Genomic DNA, 25,872 nt, shown 5'->3' on the forward strand with positions numbered 1-25,872 from the left:
GGGCTACGTCTCAGCAACGGAGATCCCTCGATGAACAAGATGAACCAGAACCCGGGCCAACAGAACCAGAACCCGGGCCAGAAGCCAAGTCAGAAGCCAGGCCAGCAGCAGCAGGGCGGCGGTCAGAAGCCGGGCCAACAGCAGCAGGATCCTGGCCGTCAGGGTCAGAAACCCAGCCAGGATCCACGGCAGATGCCGGAGTAGAAAAAGATCCCGCCGAAAGGCGGGATTTTCTTGTGCGCGCTCCGGCCACTACCGTCGTGGCCGACCGGACTTGATTCCCATTCGTGTCCCGGACGCGGCGCAGCGCCTCTTGGCGGTGCGCCGCAGAGCCGGGACCCTAGATGCAGCCTGGGTCCCGGCTCTGCGTCGCGTCATTTCGTGCCGCGCCGCGTCCGGGACACGAGTGCGATCGAGGCCGCAGCGCCAGCCGCTACAACCCCGCCCAGCTAACTCTTCAGCAAACCCAATTCCGCGATGATCGCGTTCGCCTCCTTGACGGCGTGGTTGGCCGCCGGCACGCCGCAATAGATCGCCTGCTGCAGCAGGATTTCCTTGATGTCATCGGGCGTGAAGCCGCCTTCGGCAAGCGCCGCGCGCACATGCAGGCGGAATTCATCCCACTGTCCCAGTGCCACCATGGTGCCGATCACGAGCACGCGGCGGGTGCGGTGATCGAAATGCGGCCGGGTCCAGATGTCGCCCCAGGCATAGCGGGTGATCAGGTCCTGAAAATCGGTGTTGAACGCGTTGCGGTTCTTGATCGACTTGTCGACCCACTCATTGCCGAGCACCTTGCGGCGCTGGGCCATGCCCTCATCGCGGCGTTGGTTGTCATCCATGGTAAGATCTCTCCCCGTCATTGCGAGGAGCGAAGCGACGAAGCAATCCATGTATCCGAAAGCGGTGAAATGGATTGGTTCGCTTCGCTCGCAATGACGTCTCTGGTTAGCTACCGTTGCGTCAGAAAACCGATCACCACTTCGGTGAAGGCGTGCGGCTGCTCGACGTTGGAAATATGCGCGGCATCGAGCAGTGTCATGCTGGCGCCGGGAATCCGGCTGCGCATGAATTCGGCGTCCGCCACCGTCGTCGACATGTCGTGACGGCCGGCGATCACCAGCGTCGGACTCTTGATCCTGGGCAGCAGCTCACGCTGGTCGAGCGTCGACAGCGCCTCGCAGCAGGCGATGTAGCCGTCGACCGGCGTGGTCAGCATCATCGCCTTCATATTGGCGGTGATCTGCGGCTCGCGCTCACGAAAGTCCGCGGTCAGCCAGCCGGCAATCACGGTATCGGCCACCGCGGCGATGCCGCCTTCCTTCACCGCCTTGATGCGCTCGTGCCAGCGCGTCGGGTCCGGGTAATAGCAGGTAGTATTGGACAGGATGATCTTGCCGAATCTGTCAGGCGCGTTGGCGCCCAGCCATTGCCCGACCATGCCGCCCATCGATAGGCCGCACCAATGCGTTCGCGCGATGTTGAGATCGTCGAGGATCGCCAGCACGTCGCGGCCGAAACGTTCCAGCGAGTAGGGCCCGGGCGGCACGCTCGACTTGCCATGGCCGCGCCGGTCGTAGCGGATGACGCGGAACACCTGAGTGAGCGCCTTCATCTGCGGCTCCCACATCTGCATAGTCGAGCCCAGCGAATTCGACAGCATCAGCGTCGGTCCACCGTCGCGGCCTTCGACGAATACGTTGAGCAGGCAACCGTCGGCGTCGATCATCGGCATGGGTTTAGGCCTCCGCTGTCATGCGCGGACTTGATCCGCGCATCCATCCAAAAAGAGTCTATTCAAGGTGATGGATTGCCGGGTCAAGCCCGGCAATGACATCATCCTTTGTCGATTGAAGCGAGCAGGCGGTCGATCAGGGCTTGCGAAGCGCCCTGATAGGCCATCGGCTCGAAAAGTTCGGTAATCTTGTCGGCGGCGAGTTGTGCAGTGATTCTCGAATCTTGCGTCAGCACATCGCGCAGATGTTTCTTGTCCTTGACCGCCTTCTTGCTCGCAGCCTCGACCAGATGGTGCGCTTCGCTCTTGCCGATCTTTTCGGCCAGTGCCATCGCCACCGCTTCGGCCATGATCAGCCCATCGGTCGTGTTGAGATTGGCGCGCATGCGCGCGGCGTCGACTTCGAGCCCTTCCGCGATATCCACGGTGGCCGCAAGCGCACCTGATGTGACCAGCAATAGCGTCGGCAGTGTCGGCCATTCCGCGTGCCACGGGCCGGCGCTGCGCTCGTGATCCTGCACTTGCGCGGCAAATATCGTCGCGGCGAGATTGGGCGCCATGGTGGCAGCGGCCAGCGCGCTGGCTGCCGCCACCGGATTGCGCTTGTGCGGCATGGTGGAAGAGCCGCCGCGGCCTCCGCCCGAGGGCTCGAAGGCTTCGCCGACATCGGTCTGCATCATCAAGGAGACATCACGCGCGATCTTGCCGCAAGTGCCGGTGACGATAGCCAGCACGGAGGCCGCTTCGGCGATGCGGTCGCGGTGGGTGTGCCAGGGCGCGTCCGGCAATGGCAGCTTCAGTTCCTCGGCCAGTTTTTCCGCGACCGCCAATCCCTTGTCACCGAGGGCCGCGAGCGTACCGGCAGCGCCGCCAAATTGCAGCGCCAGTGCCTCGCCGCGCACGCGCTGCAGCCGCAGCTTCGAGCGCTGCAATGCAGCGGCATATTCGGCGAGCTTCAGGGCGAACGGCATCGGCAGCGCATGCTGCAGCCAGGTGCGGGCGACCACCGGCGTGTGGCGGTGCTGTCGGGCCAGCCCGGCAAAGCCTGCGATCGCACGATTAATGTCGGCTAGCAGCGCATCGATGCCAGCACGAAGGCCGAGCATGGCGGCGGTATCTATGACGTCCTGGCTGGTCGCGCCCCAATGCACATAGCGTGCAGCCGCGGCATCCGATTTGGCGACATTTGCGGTCAGCGCCTTGACCAGGGGGATGGCGAGGTTGCCGGCTTTGGTCGCGGCATCAGCCAACGCGGCGATGTCGAATGATTCGGCCCGGCACGCGCTGGTAATCGGGCCGGCCGCGCCTGCCGGAATCACCCCGGCTGCCGCCTCGGCGCGCGCCAGCGCCGCCTCGAAATCCAGCATGTTCTGCAGGCTCGCCATGTCGTCGCAGACGGCACGCATCGCGGCGCTTGACAGCATCGGGGAAAGCAAAGGGGAGAGGGACGTGCTCATCGGCGCGACCTAACCATTCCGGCCTGTCAATGCCAATGCCCTTATCGCCTTGTACTTGTTGCACTTGCGAATATGCATTGCTTATCGCCCTTCCTTTTGGCCCGGGCGTGCTTTACTTGGGGACTATCAGGTTGACGCGATCCAGGAGGGCACCCCCATGGCCATGACAATGAACGGCGAAGTCCAGCTTGCGGCGTCGCGCGAGGCCGTGTGGGCCAAACTGAACGATCCGGAAGTGCTGAAGGCCTGCATTCCCGGCTGCGAGGAGCTGGAAAAGACCGAGGATAACGGCTTCCGCGCCACCGCCAAAATGAAGGTCGGGCCGGTCTCGGCCCGCTTCAAGGGCAAGGTCATGCTGAGCGATCTCGACCCGCCCAACGGCTACAAGATTTCCGGCGAAGGTGAGGGCGGCGTCGCCGGCTTCGCCAAGGGGGGCGCCACGGTTGCGCTGACCGAGAAGGATGGCGGCACGCTCTTGAGTTATAATGTCGAGGCGCAGATCGGTGGCAAGCTGGCCCAGCTCGGACAGCGCCTGATCAACGGCGCGGCCAAGAAGCTGGCCGACGAATTCTTCACCAATTTCGGCAAGGCCGTGCAGGGCTGATCTTCAGGCTGATTCCTGCGCACCGGCCCTGGTCGAACAGGCCCGTCAAGTCACTCAGGCTATGCCCCAGGCGAGGGGCTCCTGAGGTTGCTCATTAGGGGGATGGCCCATATTATGGGCTTTGGAATGACTATAAACGCCTGCGCTGCCGGCATATCCGGAAGGTGCAGCTCAAGAGAGTGGTGATGGCCAAGATTTCCCTGATCGTGAACGGTAATCCCGTAAACGCCAACGTCGATCCCCGTACCCTTCTGGTTCAGTTTCTGCGGGAGAATCTCCGGCTGACGGGCACCCATGTCGGCTGCGATACTTCGCAGTGCGGCGCCTGCGTCGTGCATCTCGACGGTAAGGCGGTGAAGTCCTGCACCACGCTCGCAGTGATGGCTGACGGCCACGAGGTCAAGACCATCGAGAGCCTGGCGCCCGACGGCGCGCCGCTGCACCCGATGCAGGAAGCCTTTCGCGAGCATCACGGATTGCAGTGCGGCTTTTGCACGCCTGGCATGATCATGACCGCGGTCGATCTGGTCAACCGCAAGGGCCACGACCTTTCGGACCATGTCATCCGCGAGGAGCTCGAAGGCAATCTGTGCCGCTGCACTGGCTATCAGAATATCGTGACCTCGATCGCCGCCGGCGCCAAGGCAATGGCCAAATCCGCTTAACCAACATGCCCGCTTAATCGACAAGTTCGCCTAATCGATTTCATCGCGAGTAGCGATCAGGAAGTTCTCATGTACGAATTCAAATATCATCGGCCGGCGACCGTGCGGCAGGCCGCCAATCTCCTGGTGAAGAACGAAGACGCCAAGGTGATCGCCGGCGGCCACACGCTGGTGCCGGTCATGAAGCAGCGGCTTGCCAGCCCGCCACATCTGATCGATCTCTCGCACATCGAAGGGCTCGACGCGATCGAGATGAAGGGCCGTTCGCTGGTGATCGGCGCGACCGCCACGCATGCCGATGTCGCGACGTCGCCGATCGTCGGCGAAGCCATCCCGGCGCTCGCCGAACTCGCGGGCGGAATCGGCGATCCCGCGGTGCGCCACAAGGGTACGATCGGCGGTTCGCTCGCCAACAACGACCCGACCGCGGATTATCCCGCCGCCGTTCTCGCGCTCGGCGCCACCATCGTCACCAATAAGCGCCGGCTGAAGGCGGAGGAATTCTTCCAGGGCCTGTTCACCACCGCGCTCGAAAGCGACGAGATCATCACCAAGGTGATGTTTCCGCTGCCGAAGAAGGCGGCCTACGTCAAATTCCGCAACCAGGCCTCGCGCTACGCCCTGGTCGGCGTGTTCGTCGCCAGGCGCCCGTCCGACGTGCGCGTCGCCGTCACCGGCGCCGGCTCGGAGGGCGTATTCCGCGCCACCCAGTTTGAGGAAGCGCTAAAGAAGCGTTTCTCGCACAAGGTGCTCGACGGCATTTCGGCATCGCCGGAAGGGCTGAACAGCGATCTACACGGCAGCGCCGAATATCGCGCGCATCTGATCGGCGTGCTGACCCGCCGCGCCGTCGAAGCGGCAACGGCGAAGTAAAATTGCCGCTTTCTGGTTCATCAAGATTGGCTGTCCCATGAGTGCATCGACGCTGCCCAAATCCGTCGATGGGATGCTCGAACTCCTGACCTCCCGCGGCTACCTTGCCGAGCGGTCGCTGGCGACGGTCACCTATCTGTCGCTGCGCATGGGCCGGCCCTTGTTTCTCGAAGGCGAGGCCGGCGTCGGCAAGACCGAAATCGCAAAGGTTCTGTCGGCCGCGCTCGGACGAAAGCTGATCCGCCTGCAATGTTACGAAGGCCTCGACGTCGCCTCCGCCGTCTATGAATGGAGCAGCGCGGCGCAGATGATCGCGATCCGGCTCGCGGAAGCCGCCGGCGATACCGACCGCGAGCAATTATCGTCGGATATTTTCGCTGAACGTTTCCTGATCAAGCGCCCGCTGCTGCAGGCGCTGGAGCCTGATGTCGCCGGCGCGCCGGTGCTGCTGATCGACGAACTCGACCGCGCCGACGAGGCGTTCGAGGCGTATCTTCTGGAAATCCTCAGCGACTTCCAGGTGACGATCCCCGAATTCGGCACCATCAAGGCGCCGCATCCGCCGATCGTCATCATCACCTCGAACCGCACCCGCGAGATCCACGACGCGCTGAAGCGCCGCTGCCTCTATCACTGGGTGGATTACCCAGAAGCCGAGCGCGAGCTGGCGATCGTCAAGTCGCGCGTGCCAGGCATTTCCGCAAAGCTGTCGCAGCAGGTCGTCAGTTTCGTGCAGGCGCTGCGCGACCAGGATTTCTACAAGTCGCCGGGCGTCGCCGAGACCATCGACTGGGCGACTGCGCTGACCGAGCTCGACGCCCGCTCGCTGACGCCGCAACTGGTCGGCGACACGCTTGGTGCGTTGTTGAAATACCAGGACGACATCGCGCGGATGCAGGGCGACGCGCTACAAAAGGTTTTGAAGGACGCGACGAGCGAGACATAGCTGTCGTCATTCCGGGACACGCGAAGCGTGAACCCGGAATCTCGAGATTCCGGGTTCGACGCTGTCGCGTCGCCCTGGAATGACGAGAGTGGAAACCGGGTTCACCATGACCACCATCGATCACCTCAACCCCCCAACCGGCCAAATGGCCGACAACGTCGTCGGCTTCGCCCGCGCGTTGCGCGCGGCCGGAATTCCGGTCGGCCCGGGCGCCGTGATCGACGCACTCAACGCGCTGCAGGCGATCGAGATCGGCAACCGTGCCGACGTCTACGCCACGCTTGAGGCGATCTTCGTCAAGCGCCACGAGCATATGCTGATCTTCGCCCAGGCCTTCGACCTGTTCTTCCGCGCCGCCGAAGACTGGAAGCACATGCTGGATTCGGTGCCGTTGCCCGATCACGCCAAAAAGAAGCCGCCGCCGGCCTCGCGCCGCGTGCAGGAGGCGTTGGCACAGCCCTCGGCGCGAGATGAAGTACCGCAGGTCCAGGAGCAGGAATTGCGGCTGTCGGTCTCCGACAAGGAGATCCTGCAGAAAAAGGACTTTGCGCAGATGAGCGCGGCCGAGATCGCCGAAGTGACTCATGCCATCGCGAACATGAAGCTGCCGCAGGCGGAGCTGCGCACCCGCAGATACCAGCCCGACGCGAAAGGCCTGCGGCTCGACATGCGGCGCACCTTGCGCAGTTCCTTACGCACCGGTGGCGAGATCATCGATATCAAAAAACTCGGCCGGATCGAAAAACCGGCGCCGATCGTGGCGCTGCTCGATATCTCCGGCTCCATGAGCGAATATACGCGCCTGTTTCTGCATTTCCTTCATGCCATCACCGACGCCCGCAAGCGCGTCTCGGTGTTCCTGTTCGGCACGCGGCTCACCAACGTGACGCGAGCGCTACGGGCACGCGATCCCGACGAGGCCCTGGCGAGCTGTTCGTCCTCGGTGGAGGACTGGGCCGGCGGTACCCGCATCGCCACCTCGCTGCACTCTTTCAACAAATTGTGGGGGCGCCGTGTGCTCGGGCAGGGTGCTATCGTGCTCTTGATCTCCGACGGGCTGGAGCGCGAGGCGGATGCCAAGCTCGCCTTCGAGATGGACCGGCTGCATCGCTCCTGCCGCCGCCTGATCTGGCTCAATCCATTGCTGCGCTACAGCGCCTTCGAGGCCAAGGCGCAGGGCATCAAAATGATGCTGCCGCACGTTGACGAATTCCGCCCGGTGCATAACTTGACCTCGATGGAAGGGCTGATCGAGGCGCTTTCGGCGCCGCCCCCGCCGCACCATATGAGTCGCATCCGCTCAGCAGCTTGAAAGGGCATCCCATGCTCAACCGCGACGAAGACATTCTGCAGGCCGCCGAGAACTGGCAGAAGGCTGGTCACGGCGTGGCGCTGGCGACCGTGGTCGAGACCTGGGGCTCGGCCCCGAGGCCGGCCGGGTCCAGCCTCGTCATCAACGACGATGGCACGTTCTTGGGCTCGGTTTCCGGCGGCTGCGTCGAGGGGGCGGTTGTCACCGAGGCGCTCGACGTGATCGCCAGCGGCAAGCCCAAAATGCTCGAATTCGGCGTTGCCGACGAGACCGCCTGGAACGTCGGCCTGTCCTGCGGCGGTACCATCCGCGTCTTCGTCGAGAAGGTGGGCCAATCGTGAAGCTGGAAACCCTCACACAAGTCAATGCCGAGCGCGCCGCGCGCCGGCCGGTCATCGTCGTCACCGACGTCGCCAATGGCGATCAGCGTCTGGTAAAGGCGAAGGATATCGCCACCGATCCGCTGAGCGCCGAACTTTCAAAACAGCTCCGCATGGGCAAGAGCGGCATGGTCGAGAGCGGCGGCAAGAAACTGTTTCTCAATGTCTATGCGCCGACCGCGCGGCTCGTCATCGTCGGCGCCGTCCATATCAGCCAGGCGCTGGCGCCGCTGGCGCGCTCGCTTGACTACGACGTGACGGTGGTCGATCCGCGCACCGCGTTTGCCAGCCCGGAGCGGTTTCCCGACGTGCCGCTGATCGCGGAATGGCCTGACGTCGCGCTGCCGCCGCTCAACATCGATCACTACACGGCATTCGTCGCGCTGACGCATGATCCGAAGATCGACGACCCCGCGCTGCTGCACGCGTTCGAGCGCGACTGCTTCTACATCGGCGCGCTCGGCTCGCGAAAGACCCACGCCAAGCGGGCGGAGCGGTTGAAGGCGCAAGGCGCTGCGGATGCCAACATTGCGCGCATCCATGCGCCGATCGGGCTTTCGATCGGCGCTGTGTCGCCGTCGGAGATCGCGGTCGCGATCATGGCCGAGATCACCGCCGAGCTGCGGCTGCCCAAGGAAGGCGAGAAGCAAACCGCGAAGGTGCAGGCGGCATGAAGTTCGGTCCCGCCAGTCCGGCCGATGCGATTGGCGGCGTCACGGTGCATACGCTGCGGCAGGGTTCGCTGGTGCTCAAGAAGGGCACCACGATCGGGCCCGCGGAAGTGGAGGCGCTCAACAAGGCGGGCGTGAAGGAAATCGTCGTGGTACGGCTGGAGGAGGGCGACGTCTCCGAAGATGAAGCCGCCGCCAGCATCGCACAGGCCGTCGCCGGCGACGGCGTCACCGTCGAGCGCGCCTTTACCGGCCGCGCCAATCTGTTTGCTGCGCAAGCCGGCGTGCTGGTGGTGGACCGCGCCGCGGTCGACCGTATCAACAGCGTTGACGAAGCCATCACCTTTGCGACGCTTTCGGCCTTCAAGCCCGTCGTCGAAGGCGAGATGATCGCAACCGTAAAGCTCATCCCGTTTGGCGTCGAGGCGAAGCTGCGCGACGCCGCCGTGGCCGCCGCAGGCTGCGACGTGCTGCGGATTGCACCCTACATCATCAAGCGCGTCGGCGTGGTCTCGACGCTACTGCCGGGGCTCTCGCCAAAAGTCATCGACAAGACGTTGCGGGTGACGGCGGAGCGGCTGGCCCCGGCCGGCGCCAGCATCATTGCCGAGCGGCGCGTTCCGCACGATGAGGCAGCGCTGGCCGCGTCCATCAAGGAATTGCTGGCGCTCGGAGCCGAGCTCGTCATCGTGTTCGGCGCGTCCGCGATCGCTGACCGCCGCGACGTGATCCCGGCCGCGATCAGCGAAATCGGCGGCGCCATCGAGCACTTCGGAATGCCGGTCGATCCCGGCAATCTGCTGCTGATCGGCAGCGCCGCCGGCGTGCCGGTGCTGGGCGCGCCGGGCTGCGCCCGTTCGCCGGTCGAGAACGGCTTTGACTGGGTGCTGATGCGGCTGATGGCGGGGCTGAAAGTCACGCGCGCCGAAATCACCGGCATGGGCGTCGGCGGCCTGTTGATGGAAATCGTGACAAGGCCGCAGCCGCGCACGGTTGCCGATACTGAAGCCAACCGTAACGTCGCGGCAATCGTGCTGGCCGCCGGCCGCTCGACCCGCATGGGGGGTCCCAACAAGCTCTTGGCCGAAATCGACGGCAAGAAGCTGGTGCGGATCGTGGCCGAGCAGGCGCTGGCCTCGAAGGCAACCGAAGTGATCGTCGTTACCGGCCACCAGGCCGAATTGGTCGAGCAGGCATTGGCAGGCCTCAATGTAAAGTTCGTTCGCAACCCGGATTTCGCCGGCGGACTGGCCTCATCGGTGAAGGCCGGTATCGCCGCGGTGCCCGACAGCGCCGACGGCGCCATCGTCTGCCTCGGCGACATGCCGCTGATTGATGCGCAGTTGATCGACCGGCTGATCGAAACCTTCGCGCCGGACCGCGGCCACCTGATCGCGGTCCCCGTCAGCGACGGCCGCCGCGGCAATCCCGTGCTGTGGTCGCGCCGCTTCTTTAAAGAGTTGATGACGCTGGAAGGCGACGTCGGCGCCCGTCACCTGATCGCCAAGCATACCGAGGCGGTTGCCGAAGTGCCGGTCGAAGGCCAAAGCGCATTTCTCGACATCGATACGCCGCAAGCGCTGGAAGCGGCGCGGCGATCGTAAAGCAACCACCGCTGTCGTTCCAGCCTTGAGCCGGGACCCATAACCACCTCTGCCGATTGTTGCGACGAGCTGGGGCCACAACCTGGCCCCAACACGTCATCCTGTGGTTATGGGTCCAGGCGTTCGCTGGGACGACGACGTGGATAGACTGACGCTTCCGTTCTCAATCAACCGTTCACCAACTGGAAACTCCCCCGGCTTAAATTCTACCCGTTACCTCGGGGGAGGGGATTTTGATCGTTTCGACTGTCGCGGCACAGCGCCGCGCGCTGTTTGTCGTTGCATTGACTCTGATACTGGCAGTCTCGAGCTACATCACCAAGGCATGGGCGGCCGGCGCGGTCGCGATCGGCAAGTGCGGCGCTTACGGCCAGGCCTATGATTATGCCGCCGAGGCCGACGCGCGGAGCGCGGCGCTGAAGCAGTGCAAGGGCACCTGCACCGCGATCACCATCAAGCGCGCCTGCGCTGCGTTCGCGGTCGACATGACCAACCCCTGCGGCCCCCACGGTTATGCCGTGAAGCCCAGGATTTCGAGCTCGCTCAACGCCGCAACAAAGAAGTGCTACGAGTTCGGCGGCAAGGAATGCGTGATCCGCGCCTGGGCCTGCGACGCGAAGGGGTGATAAGTTGACCCTCATCCTGAGGAGCGCGCTTGCGCGCGTCTCGAAGGATGAAGGCCCGGCTCGGGCCTCATGGTTCGAGACGGCGCTGGCGCGCCTCCTCACCATAAGGAGCTGAGTTCATTGAACGCTCAAACGTATGGTAATTCGCAAATGCAATTCGACACCAAGATCGCGGTCGTGATCCGGACCGATCTCGAGGCGTGGCAGAAGCTCAACGTCGCGTCCTTCCTCGCCGGCGGCATCGCTGCGGCGTTTCCCGAGTGCATCGGCGAGCCCTATGGCGACGCATCGGGCACGAAATATCTATCGCTGATCGGCCAGCCGATCCTGATCTACGGCGCCGACCGCCCGGCGCTGTCCCGCGCGCTGGAACGCTCGCTTGCGCGCGACGTCACGCCTGCGGTCTATACCGAGGACATGTTCAAGACCACGCATGACGTCGCCAACCGTGAGGTGGTCAAGGGCGTGATCCGTGCCGAGCTCAATCTCGTCGGGATCGCCGTCCGTGCCGAGCGCAAGGTGATCGACAAGATCGTGGATGGGTTGAAGTTTCACAGCTAGGCGTTTCGAGCAAGCCTGAGCTGTTGGCCGGGCATTGTGCCATGGCGGCCTCGTTGAAGGGTGACCTCAAAGCAGCCGCCGCGCTAACCGCTGAATTGACTTGGTAAGTCAATCGTCGGACCGGACATCGTTGGTGCAGTGCTCGCCGCGCCAACAGTCGAGCTCATCGCAAGACGCTGATCTGCCCGTCTAACCCGGCGCTGCAAGTTAAGAGAAAAGCCGAGGAACACTTGCCGTGACAGGCTTGTTCGTTCGTCGGGGCAGCACGAGGAGGCTACCATGAGGACACCTCAGCTCTCCGCATTAATGTTAGCTGTTCTTACCTTCAGCGCCGGCGCCGCGGAACCTCAGAAGCTGTGGGAGGCGAGTGGCTTCAAGAACCCCGAATCGGCGGTATTCGACCGAGCTGCGGGGGCCGTCTATGTGTCGAACGTTAACGGCGATCCGATGAAGAAGGATGGCAACGGCTTCGTTTCAAAGCTCGGGCCGGATGGAAAGGTCGTAGCAATCGAGTGGCTCAAGGGGCTCGACAGTCCGACCGGGCTCGCGCTTGCCGGTGGCAAGCTGTACGTCGCAGACGTGGACCGGATCGCGGAAATCGACCTCGCCAAGGGCGAAGTCCTGAACCGGTTCGAGGCATCCGGATCCAAGTTTTTGAACGACCTCGCGGCTGACAAGAGTGGACGGATTTACGCTTCCGATATGGTGTCAAACAGCATTTGGGTGCTCGACGGCGGCAAGCTGTCTCTCCTGATGCAGGATGACGCGCTCGAAAATCCGAACGGGCTCCTCGTCGAGGACGGCCGGCTTGTGGTTGCGTCGTGGGGCAAGATGGCCCCTGACTTCTCAACGAAGGTGCCCGGCCGCATGAAGGTGGTCGATCTCGCGACGAAGAAAGTGTCCGATCTAGGTAGCTCGACACCAGTCGGTAATCTCGACGGCGTCGAACCCGATGGCAAGGGCGGCTATCTTGCCACCGATTGGATGAGCGGCGGGCTATTCCGCATCGCGAGCAATGGCACAGCGACGCGCCTTCTTCCGCTCGCCAAGGGGAGTGCCGACCTCGGGATGGGACCGGATGGGATCGTCATCATCCCGATGATGATGGAGGGCACTGTTGTGGCTTACAGGGTCGACGCACGCTGAGAATAGGAATGCGTCTGGCCTGCGCCGGGCGCGGCTTCCGATGAACTGCGCCCCGGCCCACGATAGTCAATATCATGCATGATGCCACCAACCGAGCATTCCGAACGATGCGTGAGCAATCGGTTGCCTCGTACTGATGCGCGCGCTGAACTCAATGCCAATCGGCGTGCATATCGGAGCCGGTGGTGCGAATTGCACGCGGCAGCGACGCCCACTTGAGTACGCAGTTACCAGCGTGCCGTGCGAGCCGATTATTTTACTGGCTACCACCTCTCTCTTGGGCGCGTCGAATGCAAGGACTTGAACCTTTCTCGCCCCCGCACAAGACAAAGTGAGCGGCTGGGAGCGGTGCTCTGCGCCCGACCGCCGCCAAGAGCGAGTATGGTTTGCTTGTGGCGCCGCGTGTCTTTGGCGCCAGTTGGAGGATCAGCTATGGCGGACGTCATTGAAATCGCAAAAGCCACCGTTACCGCATACAACAACAAGAACTGGAACGAGATGAGAGGCTTGTTGGCTGCCGACGCCGTGTATGACGAAAAGGCAACGAGCCGTCGCTTGGAGGGCTCGAGTCAGATCATCGAAGCGCTCGAGGGTTGGGCCCAGGCATTCCCCGACTCGAAGGGGACATTCATCCGCGAGTTTGTCAGCAACGATAGCGTCATCTTGGAACTCGTATGGAAGGGCATTCACACCGGGCCGCTGCAGACGCCGACCGGTGCCATTGCGGCATCGAACAAGCCGATCGAAGTGCCAGCTTGCGAAATCTTCCAGGTAGAAGGTGGAAAGGTCAGGAGCGCGACGCACTATTTCGACATGCTCACATTGCTGAACCAGATCGGCGTGACCGGAGCTGCGTCGCCTGCAAAAAGCGCAGCATAGACTGAAATATATCAACCCGAACACAGCAGAGCCCGCCGGTTCATCCCGGCGGGCTTGATGCCTGACAACGCGGACTGCACCAATCTCGTCGGGCTTGCGATGCGCGCCGAGCGCAAGGTGATCGACAAGATCGTCGACGGGCTAAGGTTTCACAGCTAGCGCAGTGCGATATGTCCGGGAGCGCCATGTCCATTTGGTCGTTGCTCATGGCTGGCTTCATAGGTTCGAATGCCTCATACGTTGCCGCGCCCGAAGGATACCGAAGGGGTCTTCGCGGCGGGCCAGCTTCCGATAGGTGGCCAGATCATCTTCCTGGAGCGCCGGTCCCTCGCCACGGCGCCCAACAGAACCCGTGCCTGGCGCCAACGGCAGCGAGGTGCCAACACCCGCATAAAGGTATCGATCGCCGTAGGCCTGCTTCAACGCTGCAAATGTCGGCTCACCGGTGCAATGGCCCGGAGCGATGTTCTCTACCTTAAATGTTTCCTTGAGCGCTGCCACGGCCTTGGCAATGATCTCGTCCGATGCGACGACGAGGTGGAAACCGCCGGCGATCAAGCGAATTCTGGGATTGATCGCTGTCGCCGCCTCGACGATCTTTTCGATCCCAGGGTGCGCGCAGCCGACCACGAGCACAATGCCGTCCGCGGTGTTGATGGCCAGGGACAACTCCTTGAGTTCCTTCGTGCCGGGCGTGTCGGACACAAGTGCGAGCAACGTAATGCCCGGGGCGATTTCCGTTGTCTTGTCGATAAGCTCGATGTTGGCTCCCTGCCACGCGGTACCGAACTTCATGACTTCCGGCGGCCTGCCGTCGTAGTAGCGCATCGCGGGCGGCAAGGAATCGTCCTTTCGGTAGAAACTCGATGGCAGCGACGAGCCGTAGATTCCGAATCCTTCCCTAGGTGCGTAGATCTTCACCGTTGGATTCACGCTCAGAACATGGTTCAAGCCGGCCATGTGATCGGAGTGGCGGTGTGACAGAACCACGAAATCGATGCTCGTGAGGTCAACACCCTTTGCCTTGATGTTGGTGGCGAAAATGTCTGGATCGTTGCCTGTGTCGAACAGGATTCGTTTGCCGGAGATCTCCACGAGCGCGGAGAAGCCCCAATCCTTCTTCATCGCGGCATCACTGCCGAAAGCGTCGTAGAGGATGGTGATCTGGCTGTCAGGCTCAGCCGCAGCAATTCTGGCAGGGGCAACTACGGCAGCAACGCCGCCAAGTACAACCGCAAAAAGCAATGTTGCGCGAAGTTTCATGGCAATTCTCCTCTTTGAGAACGCCCCCTTGAGTTTGTTTATCGCAGCCCTGCGCGATTTCGCGATTGGAATCCCGCGCCTTGCTCGGCGCTGATCAGACGATATTTGGTCTATGCCAAAACACCGCTTCTAGTGTTCGACGAACCGGTCGTCGTTCCCGGTGTCATTCGAGGGCTATGCCCACGACGCTGAGGCCGTGATCAGTGCAATGCTTGAGTACGCCCTATTTCCGGAGGTGTCACTACGAAGGTCACGAGGCGCGGCGTAGACGTTTGGAGTAGCATCTAGTGTCAGCACCGCTGACCATGCCTCAGCAATAAAAGGGCGGGGCCACAGCAGGCATCGCGCAACCCGGGGGCTTTGAGGTGGTTAAAGGCGTGATCCGTGCCGAGCTCAATCTGGTTGGGCTCGCGATGCGCGCCGAGCGCAAGGTGGTCGACAAGATCGTCGACGGGCTGAAGTTTCACATCTAGAGCAGTCGACCGATAAGTTCAGAGCGGTCGGCAGGCGTTCGCTGCGCACTCCAGTGGGCCAGCGCGCCGACTGGTTCCGAAACCCAGGCTGTCTCAAACATCTCGCTTAGTCTTCGTCCGGCTCGCGTACGACCGGCGCTTCGTTTGCGCCCTCTTCTTCGTCCTCTTCCTCTTCGTCTTCTTCGTCTTCATCGTCTTCATCAGGATCTCGAGGCGGCATCGTGTTGGCCACGATTACGAAGGGATTCCTGTCGATCAACCTGGTAGAATCTTCCTCGGGGATGTGTGGGGTCATGGTGTTGCTCCTTGGATGTGACCGTGTAAATTTTTAGCCCCTTGGGCCTTCGCGTGAGGGTTAGGGCACATCGTTTGGGGGACGTGCCAGCGATGTTCCGCATGCGGCGGCTCAAGTCGCGATGCCGAGCTAGGAGGCGGGCATCTCAGTCACGCTGCTGAAAGCCGACGAACGGACATCGTTCCGACTGCGCGTTCCTTCACCAGCGGACACTCGTCGGGAGCAATGACAATGTCAGCTTGTCCCAATGCCAGAAATGGTGCCGTCAGGCATCGCGCGGTGTCCGCACAAGAGCGGACACCGAGCGGCAACGTCCTGCGCCTCAACTCTGCAGTCCGACAAATCCGCGCAGCTTCTTGACCGTCTCGGCAGCGTCCTTGGCTTCCTCGGTGGTCAGGACGGTGATCTCGCCATTGCGCCTGTGCATGACGCTGTGGTGGATTTCCGCGCCTGAAAGGCCGTCCACGTCCGACTTTACCGCGATGTCATCGATTTCGGAGAGCGGGAACTCGACAGGCTTCTTGTTCCATAATAACATTTTTTTCTGCAGTATCGCCTTGCCGGAATCCTTGTCGAACGTAAGCGTGGTCGAGCCTGCTTTCAGAACGAGCTTGCTCGGAGCTTCTTCGATAGTAGTCATGGCAGGTCTCCGCTGTTTCCAACTTTGACATGGCAGCTATCGGGCGATGCCTCGATAGACCGGCGATACCTGCCCGCAGCGACCGGTGATGATAATTGCTGCCAGTATATCTCCGGCACTTCGAGGGCGCGATTTACGCCCGACTGTCTGCCTGGCAGACAAAATCACAACCCCGCAATCGAGTTGCGAGCAACGCAAGTCTGACGACAAGCATGTCCCGCCTTCCGTGTGCGGCGGTCGCATCGCGGAATCTCGCAAGGTTTATGGGCCGTGTCGAGCGACAAATTGACGCCAATGCCGGACGCCTTGAGGCGCGCGCGGCGGCTCGTCCAGGCCGTCTTGCGGCAAAGCCGCAAAACGCGAATACTCCCGCCAGCCGGGTTTCCGAAGGGAACTGCGGCCAAAAAGCCCGGCATAGGGCGGCGAGGGAGGATATCATGGCGCGGGAGTCCGGGCGCGATGCGCCCAATGGCAATAATTTCAAAACCAGCCGGCGCAGATTTTTGGGCAGTTCAGGGCTGGCTGCGATCGGCGCCGTCATCGGAGGCGCGATGCCGCTCTCACGCAACGACGGGGGAATCCCTCAGGCCCATGCGCAGGCCGCTCCGGCCGCCACGCCCCCGTCGGCCGGCGCGCCCGCGCCGGCCAAAGGACCGCAATACCTGAAATATCCCGGCAAGCATGAGGGCCTTGTCGTGCTCGGCGAGCGGCCGCTGGTCGCCGAGACGCCCGAAAGCCTGCTCGACGACGACACCACGCCGATCGAGAAATTCTACATCCGCAACAACGGGCAGGTCCCTGAGGAGACGAAGGATCCCGACGCCTGGAAGATTACCATCGATGGCGAGGTCAATAACGGACTCGAGATCACGCTCGGCGAGTTGAAATCGAAACACAAGGCCGTGACGCGGCGCATGGTGCTGGAATGCGGCGGCAACGGCCGCTCACAGTTCTCACCGCCGGCGCGCGGCAACCAGTGGACCAATGGCGGGGCAGGTTGCGCCGAATGGACCGGCGTGCCGCTCGCCGACTTGCTCAAGAAGGCGGGCCTGAAGCCATCCGCAAAATACACCGCGCATTATGCGGCCGATCTTCATCTGTCGGGCGATGCCAGCAAGCCGACCATCTCGCGCGGCGTGCGCATCGAGAAGGCCATGGACCCGAACACGATGATCGTGTGGGGCATGAACGGCCAGCCGCTGCCGAACATCCATGGCGGGCCGGTGCGCCTGATCGTGCCGGGTTGGACGGGCTCGGCATCGCAAAAGTGGCTGACGCGCATCACCATCCGCGACCGCGAGCATGACGGCCCCGGCATGACGGAGTTTTCCTATCGTACCCCGATCAAGCCGATGGTGCCCGGCGGCAAGGCCGATCCGGCGAATTTCCGTATACTCGAATCGATGCCGGTGCGCTCGATCATCACCAATCCGGCAAACGGGGCGAAGTTCGCGGCCGGCACCAAGGAGCTGAAGCTGCGCGGCGCCTCCTGGGCCGGCGATCTCACCGTCAGGCAGGTGGATATCTCCAGCGATTTCGGCGCGAGTTGGCAGCGGGCGACGCTCGAAAAACCGAAGAACAAATATGACTGGCAGCGCTGGACCGCGACCTTGAAACTGCCGAGTGACGGCTATTTCGAGATCTGGGCGCGTGCGACCGACTCCAAGGGCGCGATGCAGCCGCATCAGGCCGGCTTCTGGAATCCGCAAGGCTATGGCGGCAACGCCATGCACCGCATCGCCGTGCTGGTCGGATGATGCAGCGCTTGGTGTGGTTCGCGATGGCCGGCGCGCTCTGGATCGCGCCGGCCATGGCGCAGACAACGTTTGCGCCACGCGAGGAAAGTCCGGAGCAGTTTCCCGCCGGTCCCGGCCGGCACGAAACCTTCTACGCCTGCACCGCCTGCCACGGTTTCCGCCTGGTGGCGCAGCAGGGCATGACGCGCACGCAGTGGGAGGATTCGATCAACCTGATGATCCGCCGCCATAACATGCCGCCGCTCGACGACAAGGATCGTGAGGTGGTGCTGAACTATCTTGAGACGGCCTATCCGCCGCGCGCGCCGGCCGGCCGGGGAGGCTGGGTGAACCCGTTCGCGAAGTGAGTCGCTCGCGACTCACACTCCGCCCAACGATCTCGCAGCAATGATTCGCTTGGCTCCACGGCATGCGTATTTGCTGTTACAGCCATGTGATTGCGCCGGGCATTTTGCGCGGCGAGGTGCAAAATTGATGCATCGTTGCGAGGTATTTGATCTCGCATTTGTTGGTACCAATATCTATCTCTGAACCAGGGAAGGAGATTCGCCCAAGGACAACTCCGATAAAGGAGCCATCCATGGCGAACATACTCACCGCTGGGGCCTGGTTTTCTGCCCCGACCAGAAAAACCTCGTTTTTAACCCGATTGTTGCGCGTTCAAATCCAAGCCCGTCAGCAACGGGCCGACCGTGTCGTCGAGCAGTACCTTGCCGCCCGCGGACTTAAACTGCCCGACGACGCCGAGCGTCAGACCGGGCGTCTGCTTGTTAAGGCGGGCCGGCTGCCATGATCACACTCATCCTCGTGCACTCCGCAACCAGGCTCGTTCGCTTTGGCAGGGCGGTTCTTGCGACATGGCAAGAAGCTCAGCGCCTGCGTCGTCTCCTTCCGGGACCGACCGAGGAGTAGCCCGGTTCGCTCGGACAGGCGCGCCAAAACAAAAATCTCGAGCTTCGGTTCGATCAGAACCGAAGCTCGAGCGACCCTCTTGACGCAAATGCGCTTCAGGCCAGGCTGGTAGCCAGCTTGCGCGGGGAGCCGGTCATATGAGGTTTTTGATTACAGGGCAGGATACGGCGGGGAACGTAACTCTTAACCGGGAGTCGGTTCCAGCCGCGTTGAAAAAGGCCGAGGAGCTGATGTCGGACGGTTGCTGGAACGTCGAGATCGTGACGCCCGATGGCGCCATCTATCATCCCGGCGAGTTCGATCAGTTGAGAGAGGCGGGACACGATATGCGCCCTTCGTGATGTCCGCTGCTTCCAGAGCGGACATCACACTGAGGCCCGGGGCGTGATCGTGGGTTGCGATCTCCGAAGCACCGGGTTTCTCGCGGAGATCGGAGAGCTGTGCTACCTCACCGCGATCGGTGACACCGTGGAGCCCGAGCCGCCCTGAATCTTGAGCGGCTGCATCACAAAGGCGAATTCGCCGACGCCCTTTTGCGCTAGCTCGTCGAGCTTGAGGTTCTCCAGCAGATGGATGCCGTTCACCACGAGCGCGATCTGGTGCACCGGAAGCGACAATTGCTTGTCGGGATTGGGCGCGACCTCGACCGGCCAGTTGTCGGCGCCGAGCAGCATCGGGTCCTTTGCGACTAGCCAGAGCGCGGCCGGCACGCCGATACCAGGGCAGGATTTCACGTAGCGCGGGTTGTCCTTGCCGTAGAGCTTGCCCCAACCGGTATGAATGATCACGGCATCGCCGGGCTGCAGTGTCAGGTTTTGCTTCTTCAGGGCGCCCTCGAGATCCTCCACGGTGATTTCGTAATTGTCGCCCAGCATGTCGACGCCCTTGAACCCTGCGACGTCGATCAGGACGCCGCGCGTGAACAGCGTTCCCACATTATGGATGCCGAACTTCTTGAAGCCGATGCGGTCGGCGTTCTCGTCGACCTTCTGGCAATTGTACCAGCTATTGAGATGGGTCTGGTGCGCAAAGCCGTCGAACTGCGTGCCGACCTGGCCAAGCTCGGTGATGATGATCTCCTCATTCGAGCCGCGCATGTTCGAGAACTGATTCATGAACGTGCGCTTGGCATGCATGTCGAAGCGCCGCGTTCCGAAGAACGCCATGCTCGGACCGAGCACGTGCGCCAACTCGATCACCTCGCCGGTCTTGATCAATTTCGCGGCGTTCAACACGGCCGCCGGCTTCTGATGATTGGCCGAACCGCGCTCGTCGGCCGCGCCCCATTTCGACGGACAGCGCTGGCTTTCCGACGGAACAGTCCATGTTGGTGCTTGCGCGTAGGCGGCGGTGGAAAACGCAAGCGCGATCGCCGCACCGAATGTGATTGCTTTCATCTGTACCTCCCAAGAGAGGGCGCTCTGGAGACGGCGCCCCTGGGACAAATAATGCTGGTCCGATTGAGGCGGTTCAAGCGACAATCCGCCCGATAGCGGTGAGGTTGTGCTTCCACGCATGCCTCGATGTCCGTTATGATGCGCTCAAACGGGCGGAAGGCCCGCTTTGCCCCGACGCCAATCGACTTTCATTTTAGGGAGCAAGCACATCATGAAACGCCGTACGTTCCTCAAAGGCAGCGCCGTGGTCGGCGCGACGACGCTGGTTGCAGCACCTGCGATCGCGCAAGGTGCACCCGAGATCAAGTGGCGTTTGACCTCGAGCTTTCCGAAGTCGCTCGAAACCATCTTCGGCACGGCGCAGACTTTCGCAAAGTACGTGGCTGATGCCACCGACAACAAGTTTCAGATTCAAACCTTTGCGGCAGGCGAGATCGTGCCCGGCCTGCAGGCGCTTGATGCGGTGACCTCCGCGACCGTCGAGATCGCGCAGACGCCGCTCTATTTCTACATCGGCAAGGAGCCGGCGCTGACCTATGCGACCGGCGCGCCGTTTGGCATGAACCATCGCCATCAGCATTCCTGGTGGACGTTCGGCGGCGGCGCTGATCTCTGCAACGAGGCGCTGAAGCCTTTCAAGGCGCATGCGATTCTGTGCGGCAATTCCGGCACGCAGATGGGCGGCTGGTTCCGCAAGGAGATCAAGACCGTCGACGATCTCAAAGGCCTGAAATTCCGCATCGCCGGCATGGGCGGCCATGTGCTGGCAAAGCTCGGCGTCGTGCCGCAGCAGATCGCGGGCGGTGACGTATATCCGGCGCTCGAGCGAGGGACGATCGATGCCGCGGAGTTCGTCGGTCCCTACGATGATGAGAAGCTCGGCTTCTACAAGGTGGCGAAGTACTACTATTTCCCCGGCTGGTGGGAAGGCGGGGCCATGCTGCACATGGCCGTGAACGAGGAGAAGTGGAATGCGCTTCCCAAGCCATACCAGGCGATCCTGAACCAGGCCGCTTCGGCAGCCGGCGCGTGGATGATCGAAAAATACGACAGCGTCAATCCTGCGTCGCTGAAGCGGCTTGTCGCCAACGGAGCGGAGCTGCGCGCGTTTCCGCAGCCGGTCCTGGAAGCCTGCTACAAGGCCACGCAGGACCACCTGAACGAGATCGCCGAGAAGAGCGCGCTGTTCAAGAAGACCAAGGAGAGCCACGACGCGTACATGAAGGAAGTGCTCTTCTATACGCAGATCGCGGAGAACTATTACGACAACTACCTGCTCAGCAAAATGCGCAAGGGGTGAGGTGCGCGTCGGGAGAGTCGGAATTGCTGGTTGGTTAAGGGCGTAGGGCGGATTAGCGAAGCGTAATCCGCCATTTTACGTCAGGTGCGACGGCGGATGACGCCTTCGGCTAAACGTATTGCGTCATAAGCCCCTCATGGTGAGGAGCGCCAACGGTCCGCGCGTAGCGCGGCCCGATGACAGGCTCCGCGCGTCTCCGGACGATGCTTCGCATCGCCGGGAGAACCATGAGGCCCGTCTGTGGCCTACGTCCTTCGAGACGCCCGCTCCGCGGGGCTCCTCAGGATGAAGGGCACCCGGCATTCCCTGCACCCTCGTTCTCGAGGAGGGGACACCAAGATGAAAAGCTCGGGCGCAGTGCGCCGCGAGAACGCTGACGCACATTCACTGTCATCGTCCGCCAACGGGTCGCGCGAACGCGCACCCGATGACAGGCTCCGGCGGACGATCCAGTATTCCAGAGACAGCAGTGATTAAACCGATAGGCCGCGGCGTACTTGATGCCCCGCATTCGCGGGGCATGACGACCCGTTGTGGCGCTCGCAATGACCGTGGAAAGACCACAGCGACATCCCGCATGCATGGGATGTGACGCTGCTTTGGCGAGGCGCAACATCATCCGAAGGGCAGCGCGATCGAGGGGATCTCCGGCCGGGTCACGCCCATGTGAAGAGCCGCCTTCTGGTTCGAATTGACAATGACTGACCAGTCAGTCATAACTGGCGCATGACAAAAGAAGCTGCCAAAACCGCCAGGAAATCAGCTTCGAAGCCGGTCAATCGCCGGACCGGGGCGAAGGCGTCGGCGTCCTCAAAGCCGCTGCTGGCCTCCAGCCGTGCCGAACGCGCTGCCGAGCGGCGCGGGGCCATCATCGAGGCGGCGATGGAGGAGTTCATTGCGCGCGGGTTTGCGGCGACGAGGCTCGACGACATCGCCAAACGCGCGGGCGTGGCCAAGGGCACCATCTATCTGCACTTCAAGGACAAGGAATCGATGTTCGAGGAATTGATCCGGACCGCGATCGTGCCGCTGGTGACCCGCCTGTGGGCGACGCCGCCGCAGCCCGGAGCATCGGTGCGCGACATGATTGAGGGGTTCGCCAAAACCTTCATCGAGGAGGTAGCGACCACGCGGCGCGGCGACCTTGTGCGGCTGATCGTTGCCGAAGGCCCGCGATTTCCAGAGGTCGCCGACTTCTACTACCGCGAAGTGGTCTCGCGAGGCCTCGCTGGCATGCGTGCGCTGATCGAACTCGGCATCGCGCGCGGCGAGATTCAACATAAGAACCTGGCGCGGTTTCCGCAAATCATGGTGGCGCCGGCGCTCATCGCCGTGATCTGGCAGAGCCTTTTCAGCAGACATGCGCCACTGGATGCCCTCGAAATGTTTCGGGTGCACCTCGATCTGATTTTTGGCGAACGGAGAACAGCATGACTTCGTCGCGAACGATAACGATCCTGGCCGCGCTGGCGCTGGCCACCGTACTCGCCGGTTGCAAGGAGCGCCGGGATCCGGGCTTTCAGGGCTGGGTGGAGGCGGACATGATCTTCGTCAGCCCCGACGAAAGCGGCCGCGTCATCAAGCTCAACGTGCGGGAAGGGGACGAGGTCAAGCCCGGCGATCTCCTCTATTCCGTCGACGACGATTTGCAACAGGCCGACCTCAATCAGAACAAGGCGACGCTTGCCAACGCGCAGCAGACCTACGACCGCGCGGCGTCGCTGAGCAAGACCGGCTCCGGCACCCAGGCCAACCTCGATTCAGCGACCTCGGCGTTGCGCGTCGCGGAAGCCCGCGTCAACACCTCGCAGACCCGGCTGGCGCGGCGCAGCGGCTTTGCGCCGGTCGGCGGAACCATCCAGCAGATCTATTTCCGCGAAGGCGAAATGGTGCCGGCGCAGCGGCCCGTGCTGTCGATCATGCCGCCTGGCAACATGAAGACTCGCTTCTTTGTGCCGGAGACGGAGCTGCCGAAGCTTGCGATCGGCGACGAGGTCAAGGTGACCTGCGATAATTGCGCGGCCGATCTCACCGCAAAAATCTACTTCATCGCGACGACGGCGGAATACACCCCGCCGGTCATCTACAGCCTCGATGAGCGCAACAAGCTGGTCTACCTGATCCAGGCGCGGCCGAGCCGGCCGGACGCCTTGCGCGTCGGTCAGCCGATCAGCGTATTCCTCAACGCCCGGACGCCGGTAGCGGAGAAGAGATGAATTCGGTTTTGACGACATCTGGCGCGGATATTGCCATCAACGTCGAGGGCCTTTCAAAATCGTTCGGCGGCCGCGAAGTCGTGCATGATCTCTCGATGCAGGTGAGACGCGGCTCGATCTACGGTTTCCTGGGCCCGAACGGCTCCGGCAAGACCACCACCATCCGCATGCTGTGCGGGCTATTGACGCCGGATGCCGGCGAGGGCACCTGCCTCGGCTACGACATCCGCCGCGACGCCGACAAGATCAAGCGCCTGGTCGGCTACATGACGCAGCGCTTCAGCCTGTATCAGGATCTCTCGGTGCGCGAGAATCTCGAATTCGTCGCGCGGCTTTACGGCATGCGCGACGCGCGCGGCGCCGCACGTGACATGATCCGGCGGATCGGCCTGAACGGCCGCGAGGAGCAGCTTGCCGGTGAACTTTCCGGCGGCTGGAAGCAGCGGCTTGCGCTCGGCGCCTGCACGCTGCCCAATCCGCAACTGCTGCTGCTGGACGAGCCGACCGCCGGCGTCGATCCCAAGGCGCGGCGCGATTTCTGGAACGAGATCCATGCGCTGGCCGCCGAAGGGCTGACGGTGCTGGTCTCCACTCATTACATGGATGAGGCTGAACGCTGTCACGAGATCGCTTACATCGCCTACGGTCACCTGCTGGCGCACGGCACAGTGGACGAGGTGATCGCGAAATCGGCGTTGTCGACCTGGACGGTTTCCGGCGACGATCTCAACGGACTCGCGGCGGACCTCGCAGGCAAGCCAGGCGTCGACATGGTGGCGCCGTTCGGCACCAGTCTGCACGTCTCGGGGCGCGACAAATCTGCGCTTGAGACAACCATCGCGCCTTATCGCGATAAGAGCGGATGGCGCTGGGAGGACAGCGAGCCTTCGCTGGAAGACGTGTTCATCGATCTCATGAACCGCTCAAAGGACAATTTCCAATGAGTGCAACCGATGCTGCCAGCCAAAATCGGAGCATGCCGGAGCCTGCTTTCGGCTTCTGGCGGCGCAGCTATGCGATGTTGGTCAAGGAATTCATCCAGCTCCGCCGCGACCGCGTCTCGTTCGCGATGATCGTGATGATCCCCGTGATGCAGCTGCTGCTATTCGGCTATGCCATCAACACCACGCCGCGCCATCTGCCGACGGCGGTGCTGATCCAGGAGGACAGCGATCTGGCGCGCTCGGTGCTGAAGGCGCTGGAGAATACCAAATATTTCCGCTTCACCCGCGAAGTACACAGCGTCGCCGAGTTCGACGATCTCCTGCAGTCGGGCAAGGTGCTGTTTGGGGTCGAGATCCCACGCGGTTTTGAGCGCGCGGTGCGGCGCGGCGACCGCCCGGCGCTATTGGTAGCGGCCGACGCGACCGATCCGGTCGCGGCAGGCTCCGCGCTGGGCACGCTCGGTGCGGTGGTACAGACCGCACTCGCGCACGACCTTCACATCGGCGATCCGCCCGCGATGCCGTTCGAGATCAGGGCACATGCCCGTTACAACCCGGCCGCGGAATCGCGGCTCAACATCGTGCCGGGCCTTGTCGGCACCATCCTGACCATGACCATGCTGATCTTCACCGCGCTGTCGGTGACGCGCGAGATCGAGCGCGGCACCATGGAGAGCCTGTTGTCGATGCCGATCAGGCCGGTGGAGGTGATGTTCGGCAAGATCATTCCCTACGTGATCGTCGGCTTCATCCAGGCCTCGCTGATCGTCGGCATCGGGACCTTGCTGTTTGGGGTGCCGATTCTCGGCAGCGTGGCGCTGCTGGCGGCGCTGACGACGCTGTTCATCACCACCAATCTGTCGATCGGCTATACCTTCTCTACCATCGTGCAGAACCAGTTGCAGGCGATGCAAATGTCGATGATGTTTTTCCTGCCAAGCATTCTGCTGTCCGGATTCATGTTTCCGTTCGCCGGCATGCCGGTGTGGGCGCAGTATCTCGGCGAGGCGCTGCCACTGACCCATTACATCCGCATCGTCCGCGCAATCATGTTGAAAGGCGCCGCTCCTTCCAACCTGCAATACGACACGATTGCACTCATTGTACTGATGCTGGTGGCAATGACGATCGCCGTGACGCGCTTCCGTCGCACGCTCGATTGAGGGTATATGTTGCAGTCATTCCGGGGCGGCGCGAAGCGCCGAACCCGGAATCC

At 62.5% G+C, this 25,872-nt stretch carries 29 protein-coding genes and 2 pseudogenes; 24 read left to right on the forward strand and 7 right to left on the reverse strand.

What is annotated here, in order from left to right; translation table 11 throughout:
• Window positions 1–30 precede the first annotated feature (30 nt).
• On the forward strand, window positions 31–204 hold the full coding sequence (locus RX328_RS20105; RefSeq protein WP_213245898.1) for a hypothetical protein: 174 nt from the start codon (window positions 31–33) through the stop codon (window positions 202–204).
• Between the two features lie 245 nt (window positions 205–449).
• Here RX328_RS20105 and RX328_RS20110 read toward each other — a convergent pair whose 3' ends face one another.
• The 3 genes from RX328_RS20110 to RX328_RS20120 form a co-directional block, all read right to left on the reverse strand.
• On the reverse strand, window positions 450–842 hold the full coding sequence (locus RX328_RS20110; protein WP_213245896.1) for a carboxymuconolactone decarboxylase family protein: 393 nt from the start codon (window positions 840–842) through the stop codon (window positions 450–452).
• A 110-nt stretch (window positions 843–952) separates the two neighbouring features.
• Window positions 953–1,735: a 3-oxoadipate enol-lactonase gene (gene pcaD, locus RX328_RS20115; protein WP_213245894.1), complete on the reverse strand. Its 783-nt coding sequence runs from the start codon at window positions 1,733–1,735 to the stop codon at window positions 953–955.
• 101 nt (window positions 1,736–1,836) lie between these two features.
• Complete coding sequence (locus RX328_RS20120; protein WP_213245892.1) at window positions 1,837–3,192, reverse strand: 3-carboxy-cis,cis-muconate cycloisomerase; 1,356 nt, start codon at window positions 3,190–3,192, stop codon at window positions 1,837–1,839.
• A gap of 157 nt (window positions 3,193–3,349) precedes the next feature.
• Here RX328_RS20120 and RX328_RS20125 point away from each other — a divergent pair, with 157 nt between their 5' ends.
• From RX328_RS20125 to RX328_RS43770, 13 genes and pseudogenes are all read left to right on the forward strand, one after another.
• Window positions 3,350–3,796, forward strand: a complete 447-nt coding sequence (locus tag RX328_RS20125; protein ID WP_057837317.1) for an SRPBCC family protein — start codon at window positions 3,350–3,352, stop codon at window positions 3,794–3,796.
• A gap of 185 nt (window positions 3,797–3,981) precedes the next feature.
• A complete protein-coding gene (locus RX328_RS20130) occupies window positions 3,982–4,461 on the forward strand; it encodes a (2Fe-2S)-binding protein (protein ID WP_213245890.1) in 480 nt (159 codons plus the stop codon).
• 69 nt (window positions 4,462–4,530) lie between these two features.
• A complete protein-coding gene (locus tag RX328_RS20135) occupies window positions 4,531–5,334 on the forward strand; it encodes an FAD binding domain-containing protein (RefSeq protein ID WP_213245888.1) in 804 nt (267 codons plus the stop codon).
• Window positions 5,335–5,371: 37 nt separating this feature from the next.
• Window positions 5,372–6,280, forward strand: coding sequence for an AAA family ATPase (locus RX328_RS20140; RefSeq protein WP_213245886.1), 909 nt, complete (start codon window positions 5,372–5,374; stop codon window positions 6,278–6,280).
• A gap of 106 nt (window positions 6,281–6,386) precedes the next feature.
• A complete protein-coding gene (locus RX328_RS20145; protein WP_213246325.1) occupies window positions 6,387–7,592 on the forward strand; it encodes a vWA domain-containing protein in 1,206 nt (401 codons plus the stop codon).
• An 11-nt stretch (window positions 7,593–7,603) separates the two neighbouring features.
• Window positions 7,604–7,933 carry an XdhC family protein gene (locus tag RX328_RS20150; protein WP_025589337.1) on the forward strand — a complete coding sequence of 110 codons (330 nt, stop codon included), beginning with the start codon at window positions 7,604–7,606 and terminating at the stop codon, window positions 7,931–7,933.
• Window positions 7,930–8,646: an XdhC family protein gene (locus RX328_RS20155; RefSeq protein ID WP_213245884.1), complete on the forward strand. Its 717-nt coding sequence runs from the start codon at window positions 7,930–7,932 to the stop codon at window positions 8,644–8,646. The genes RX328_RS20150 and RX328_RS20155 overlap by 4 nt, the downstream gene beginning before the upstream one ends.
• A complete protein-coding gene (locus RX328_RS20160) occupies window positions 8,643–10,247 on the forward strand; it encodes an NTP transferase domain-containing protein (protein ID WP_213245882.1) in 1,605 nt (534 codons plus the stop codon). The genes RX328_RS20155 and RX328_RS20160 overlap by 4 nt, the downstream gene beginning before the upstream one ends.
• A 236-nt stretch (window positions 10,248–10,483) precedes the next feature.
• Window positions 10,484–10,873 (forward strand): DUF4189 domain-containing protein, encoded by a 390-nt coding sequence (locus RX328_RS20165; RefSeq protein WP_213246323.1) that lies wholly within the window; start codon window positions 10,484–10,486, stop codon window positions 10,871–10,873.
• A gap of 150 nt (window positions 10,874–11,023) precedes the next feature.
• Window positions 11,024–11,434, forward strand: coding sequence for a DUF2000 family protein (locus tag RX328_RS20170; RefSeq protein ID WP_213246321.1), 411 nt, complete (start codon window positions 11,024–11,026; stop codon window positions 11,432–11,434).
• Window positions 11,435–11,713: 279 nt separating this feature from the next.
• Window positions 11,714–12,580: an SMP-30/gluconolactonase/LRE family protein gene (locus RX328_RS20175; RefSeq protein WP_213245880.1), complete on the forward strand. Its 867-nt coding sequence runs from the start codon at window positions 11,714–11,716 to the stop codon at window positions 12,578–12,580.
• 432 nt (window positions 12,581–13,012) lie between these two features.
• Window positions 13,013–13,459, forward strand: a complete 447-nt coding sequence (locus RX328_RS20180) for an ester cyclase (protein ID WP_213245878.1) — start codon at window positions 13,013–13,015, stop codon at window positions 13,457–13,459.
• An 81-nt stretch (window positions 13,460–13,540) separates the two neighbouring features.
• Window positions 13,541–13,618, forward strand: a pseudogene (locus tag RX328_RS43770) (DUF2000 domain-containing protein); the annotation flags it as partial.
• Window positions 13,619–13,675: 57 nt separating this feature from the next.
• Here the strand turns inward: RX328_RS43770 and RX328_RS20185 are convergent.
• Window positions 13,676–14,722, reverse strand: a complete 1,047-nt coding sequence (locus tag RX328_RS20185; RefSeq protein ID WP_213245876.1) for an MBL fold metallo-hydrolase — start codon at window positions 14,720–14,722, stop codon at window positions 13,676–13,678.
• Between the two features lie 368 nt (window positions 14,723–15,090).
• Between RX328_RS20185 and RX328_RS20190 the strand changes: the two are divergent.
• Window positions 15,091–15,195 (forward strand): annotated as a pseudogene (locus RX328_RS20190) (DUF2000 domain-containing protein); the annotation flags it as partial.
• Window positions 15,196–15,301: 106 nt separating this feature from the next.
• Here the strand turns inward: RX328_RS20190 and RX328_RS20195 are convergent.
• The gene (locus RX328_RS20195; RefSeq protein WP_213245874.1) at window positions 15,302–15,490 is read right to left on the reverse strand and encodes a hypothetical protein; all 189 of its coding nucleotides are present in this window, start codon (window positions 15,488–15,490) and stop codon (window positions 15,302–15,304) included.
• Window positions 15,491–15,812: 322 nt separating this feature from the next.
• Entirely contained in the window at window positions 15,813–16,130 is a 318-nt protein-coding gene (locus RX328_RS20200; protein ID WP_213245872.1) for a hypothetical protein, read from the reverse strand.
• A 437-nt stretch (window positions 16,131–16,567) separates the two neighbouring features.
• Between RX328_RS20200 and RX328_RS20205 the strand changes: the two genes are divergently transcribed.
• From RX328_RS20205 to RX328_RS20220, 4 genes are all read left to right on the forward strand, one after another.
• Window positions 16,568–17,887, forward strand: a complete 1,320-nt coding sequence (locus RX328_RS20205; protein WP_213245870.1) for a sulfite oxidase — start codon at window positions 16,568–16,570, stop codon at window positions 17,885–17,887.
• Entirely contained in the window at window positions 17,884–18,234 is a 351-nt protein-coding gene (locus RX328_RS20210; RefSeq protein WP_213245868.1) for a hypothetical protein, read from the forward strand. Before RX328_RS20205 ends, RX328_RS20210 begins: the two co-directional genes overlap by 4 nt.
• Before the next feature lie 233 nt (window positions 18,235–18,467).
• A complete protein-coding gene (locus tag RX328_RS20215; protein WP_213245866.1) occupies window positions 18,468–18,680 on the forward strand; it encodes a hypothetical protein in 213 nt (70 codons plus the stop codon).
• A 256-nt stretch (window positions 18,681–18,936) separates the two neighbouring features.
• Complete coding sequence (locus RX328_RS20220) at window positions 18,937–19,140, forward strand: hypothetical protein (RefSeq protein WP_213245864.1); 204 nt, start codon at window positions 18,937–18,939, stop codon at window positions 19,138–19,140.
• Window positions 19,141–19,242: 102 nt separating this feature from the next.
• Here RX328_RS20220 and RX328_RS20225 read toward each other — a convergent pair whose 3' ends face one another.
• Window positions 19,243–20,196: a cyclase family protein gene (locus RX328_RS20225; protein ID WP_213245862.1), complete on the reverse strand. Its 954-nt coding sequence runs from the start codon at window positions 20,194–20,196 to the stop codon at window positions 19,243–19,245.
• Between the two features lie 211 nt (window positions 20,197–20,407).
• Between RX328_RS20225 and RX328_RS20230 the strand changes: the two genes are divergently transcribed.
• From RX328_RS20230 to RX328_RS20250, 5 genes are all read left to right on the forward strand, one after another.
• Complete coding sequence (locus tag RX328_RS20230) at window positions 20,408–21,496, forward strand: TRAP transporter substrate-binding protein (RefSeq protein ID WP_213245860.1); 1,089 nt, start codon at window positions 20,408–20,410, stop codon at window positions 21,494–21,496.
• A 726-nt stretch (window positions 21,497–22,222) separates the two neighbouring features.
• The gene (locus tag RX328_RS20235) at window positions 22,223–22,930 is read left to right on the forward strand and encodes a TetR/AcrR family transcriptional regulator (RefSeq protein WP_213245858.1); all 708 of its coding nucleotides are present in this window, start codon (window positions 22,223–22,225) and stop codon (window positions 22,928–22,930) included.
• Complete coding sequence (locus tag RX328_RS20240) at window positions 22,927–23,712, forward strand: HlyD family secretion protein (protein WP_213245856.1); 786 nt, start codon at window positions 22,927–22,929, stop codon at window positions 23,710–23,712. Before RX328_RS20235 ends, RX328_RS20240 begins: the two co-directional genes overlap by 4 nt.
• Window positions 23,709–24,656: an ABC transporter ATP-binding protein gene (locus RX328_RS20245; protein WP_213245853.1), complete on the forward strand. Its 948-nt coding sequence runs from the start codon at window positions 23,709–23,711 to the stop codon at window positions 24,654–24,656. Before RX328_RS20240 ends, RX328_RS20245 begins: the two co-directional genes overlap by 4 nt.
• The gene (locus tag RX328_RS20250) at window positions 24,653–25,819 is read left to right on the forward strand and encodes an ABC transporter permease (RefSeq protein ID WP_249725977.1); all 1,167 of its coding nucleotides are present in this window, start codon (window positions 24,653–24,655) and stop codon (window positions 25,817–25,819) included. Before RX328_RS20245 ends, RX328_RS20250 begins: the two co-directional genes overlap by 4 nt.
• Window positions 25,820–25,872 lie beyond the last annotated feature (53 nt).

It is taken from the genome of Bradyrhizobium sp. sBnM-33, from assembly GCF_032917945.1.
GTDB lineage: Bacteria > Pseudomonadota > Alphaproteobacteria > Rhizobiales > Xanthobacteraceae > Bradyrhizobium.

What these genes read in the sequence shown, in the direction of transcription:
- RX328_RS20105 (WP_213245898.1), top strand. Translation starts at nt 31, where the DNA reads ATGAACAAGATGAACCAGAACCCGGGCCAACAGAACCAGAACCCGGGC.
- RX328_RS20110 (WP_213245896.1), bottom strand. Translation starts at nt 842, where the DNA reads ATGGATGACAACCAACGCCGCGATGAGGGCATGGCCCAGCGCCGCAAG.
- pcaD (WP_213245894.1), bottom strand. Translation starts at nt 1,735, where the DNA reads ATGCCGATGATCGACGCCGACGGTTGCCTGCTCAACGTATTCGTCGAA.
- RX328_RS20120 (WP_213245892.1), bottom strand. Translation starts at nt 3,192, where the DNA reads ATGAGCACGTCCCTCTCCCCTTTGCTTTCCCCGATGCTGTCAAGCGCC.
- RX328_RS20125 (WP_057837317.1), top strand. Translation starts at nt 3,350, where the DNA reads ATGGCCATGACAATGAACGGCGAAGTCCAGCTTGCGGCGTCGCGCGAG.
- RX328_RS20130 (WP_213245890.1), top strand. Translation starts at nt 3,982, where the DNA reads ATGGCCAAGATTTCCCTGATCGTGAACGGTAATCCCGTAAACGCCAAC.
- RX328_RS20135 (WP_213245888.1), top strand. Translation starts at nt 4,531, where the DNA reads ATGTACGAATTCAAATATCATCGGCCGGCGACCGTGCGGCAGGCCGCC.
- RX328_RS20140 (WP_213245886.1), top strand. Translation starts at nt 5,372, where the DNA reads ATGAGTGCATCGACGCTGCCCAAATCCGTCGATGGGATGCTCGAACTC.
- RX328_RS20145 (WP_213246325.1), top strand. Translation starts at nt 6,387, where the DNA reads ATGACCACCATCGATCACCTCAACCCCCCAACCGGCCAAATGGCCGAC.
- RX328_RS20150 (WP_025589337.1), top strand. Translation starts at nt 7,604, where the DNA reads ATGCTCAACCGCGACGAAGACATTCTGCAGGCCGCCGAGAACTGGCAG.
- RX328_RS20160 (WP_213245882.1), top strand. Translation starts at nt 8,643, where the DNA reads ATGAAGTTCGGTCCCGCCAGTCCGGCCGATGCGATTGGCGGCGTCACG.
- RX328_RS20170 (WP_213246321.1), top strand. Translation starts at nt 11,024, where the DNA reads ATGCAATTCGACACCAAGATCGCGGTCGTGATCCGGACCGATCTCGAG.
- RX328_RS20175 (WP_213245880.1), top strand. Translation starts at nt 11,714, where the DNA reads ATGAGGACACCTCAGCTCTCCGCATTAATGTTAGCTGTTCTTACCTTC.
- RX328_RS20180 (WP_213245878.1), top strand. Translation starts at nt 13,013, where the DNA reads ATGGCGGACGTCATTGAAATCGCAAAAGCCACCGTTACCGCATACAAC.
- RX328_RS20185 (WP_213245876.1), bottom strand. Translation starts at nt 14,722, where the DNA reads ATGAAACTTCGCGCAACATTGCTTTTTGCGGTTGTACTTGGCGGCGTT.
- RX328_RS20195 (WP_213245874.1), bottom strand. Translation starts at nt 15,490, where the DNA reads ATGACCCCACACATCCCCGAGGAAGATTCTACCAGGTTGATCGACAGG.
- RX328_RS20200 (WP_213245872.1), bottom strand. Translation starts at nt 16,130, where the DNA reads ATGACTACTATCGAAGAAGCTCCGAGCAAGCTCGTTCTGAAAGCAGGC.
- RX328_RS20205 (WP_213245870.1), top strand. Translation starts at nt 16,568, where the DNA reads ATGGCGCGGGAGTCCGGGCGCGATGCGCCCAATGGCAATAATTTCAAA.
- RX328_RS20210 (WP_213245868.1), top strand. Translation starts at nt 17,884, where the DNA reads ATGATGCAGCGCTTGGTGTGGTTCGCGATGGCCGGCGCGCTCTGGATC.
- RX328_RS20215 (WP_213245866.1), top strand. Translation starts at nt 18,468, where the DNA reads ATGGCGAACATACTCACCGCTGGGGCCTGGTTTTCTGCCCCGACCAGA.
- RX328_RS20220 (WP_213245864.1), top strand. Translation starts at nt 18,937, where the DNA reads ATGAGGTTTTTGATTACAGGGCAGGATACGGCGGGGAACGTAACTCTT.
- RX328_RS20225 (WP_213245862.1), bottom strand. Translation starts at nt 20,196, where the DNA reads ATGAAAGCAATCACATTCGGTGCGGCGATCGCGCTTGCGTTTTCCACC.
- RX328_RS20230 (WP_213245860.1), top strand. Translation starts at nt 20,408, where the DNA reads ATGAAACGCCGTACGTTCCTCAAAGGCAGCGCCGTGGTCGGCGCGACG.
- RX328_RS20235 (WP_213245858.1), top strand. Translation starts at nt 22,223, where the DNA reads ATGACAAAAGAAGCTGCCAAAACCGCCAGGAAATCAGCTTCGAAGCCG.
- RX328_RS20240 (WP_213245856.1), top strand. Translation starts at nt 22,927, where the DNA reads ATGACTTCGTCGCGAACGATAACGATCCTGGCCGCGCTGGCGCTGGCC.
- RX328_RS20245 (WP_213245853.1), top strand. Translation starts at nt 23,709, where the DNA reads ATGAATTCGGTTTTGACGACATCTGGCGCGGATATTGCCATCAACGTC.
- RX328_RS20250 (WP_249725977.1), top strand. Translation starts at nt 24,653, where the DNA reads ATGAGTGCAACCGATGCTGCCAGCCAAAATCGGAGCATGCCGGAGCCT.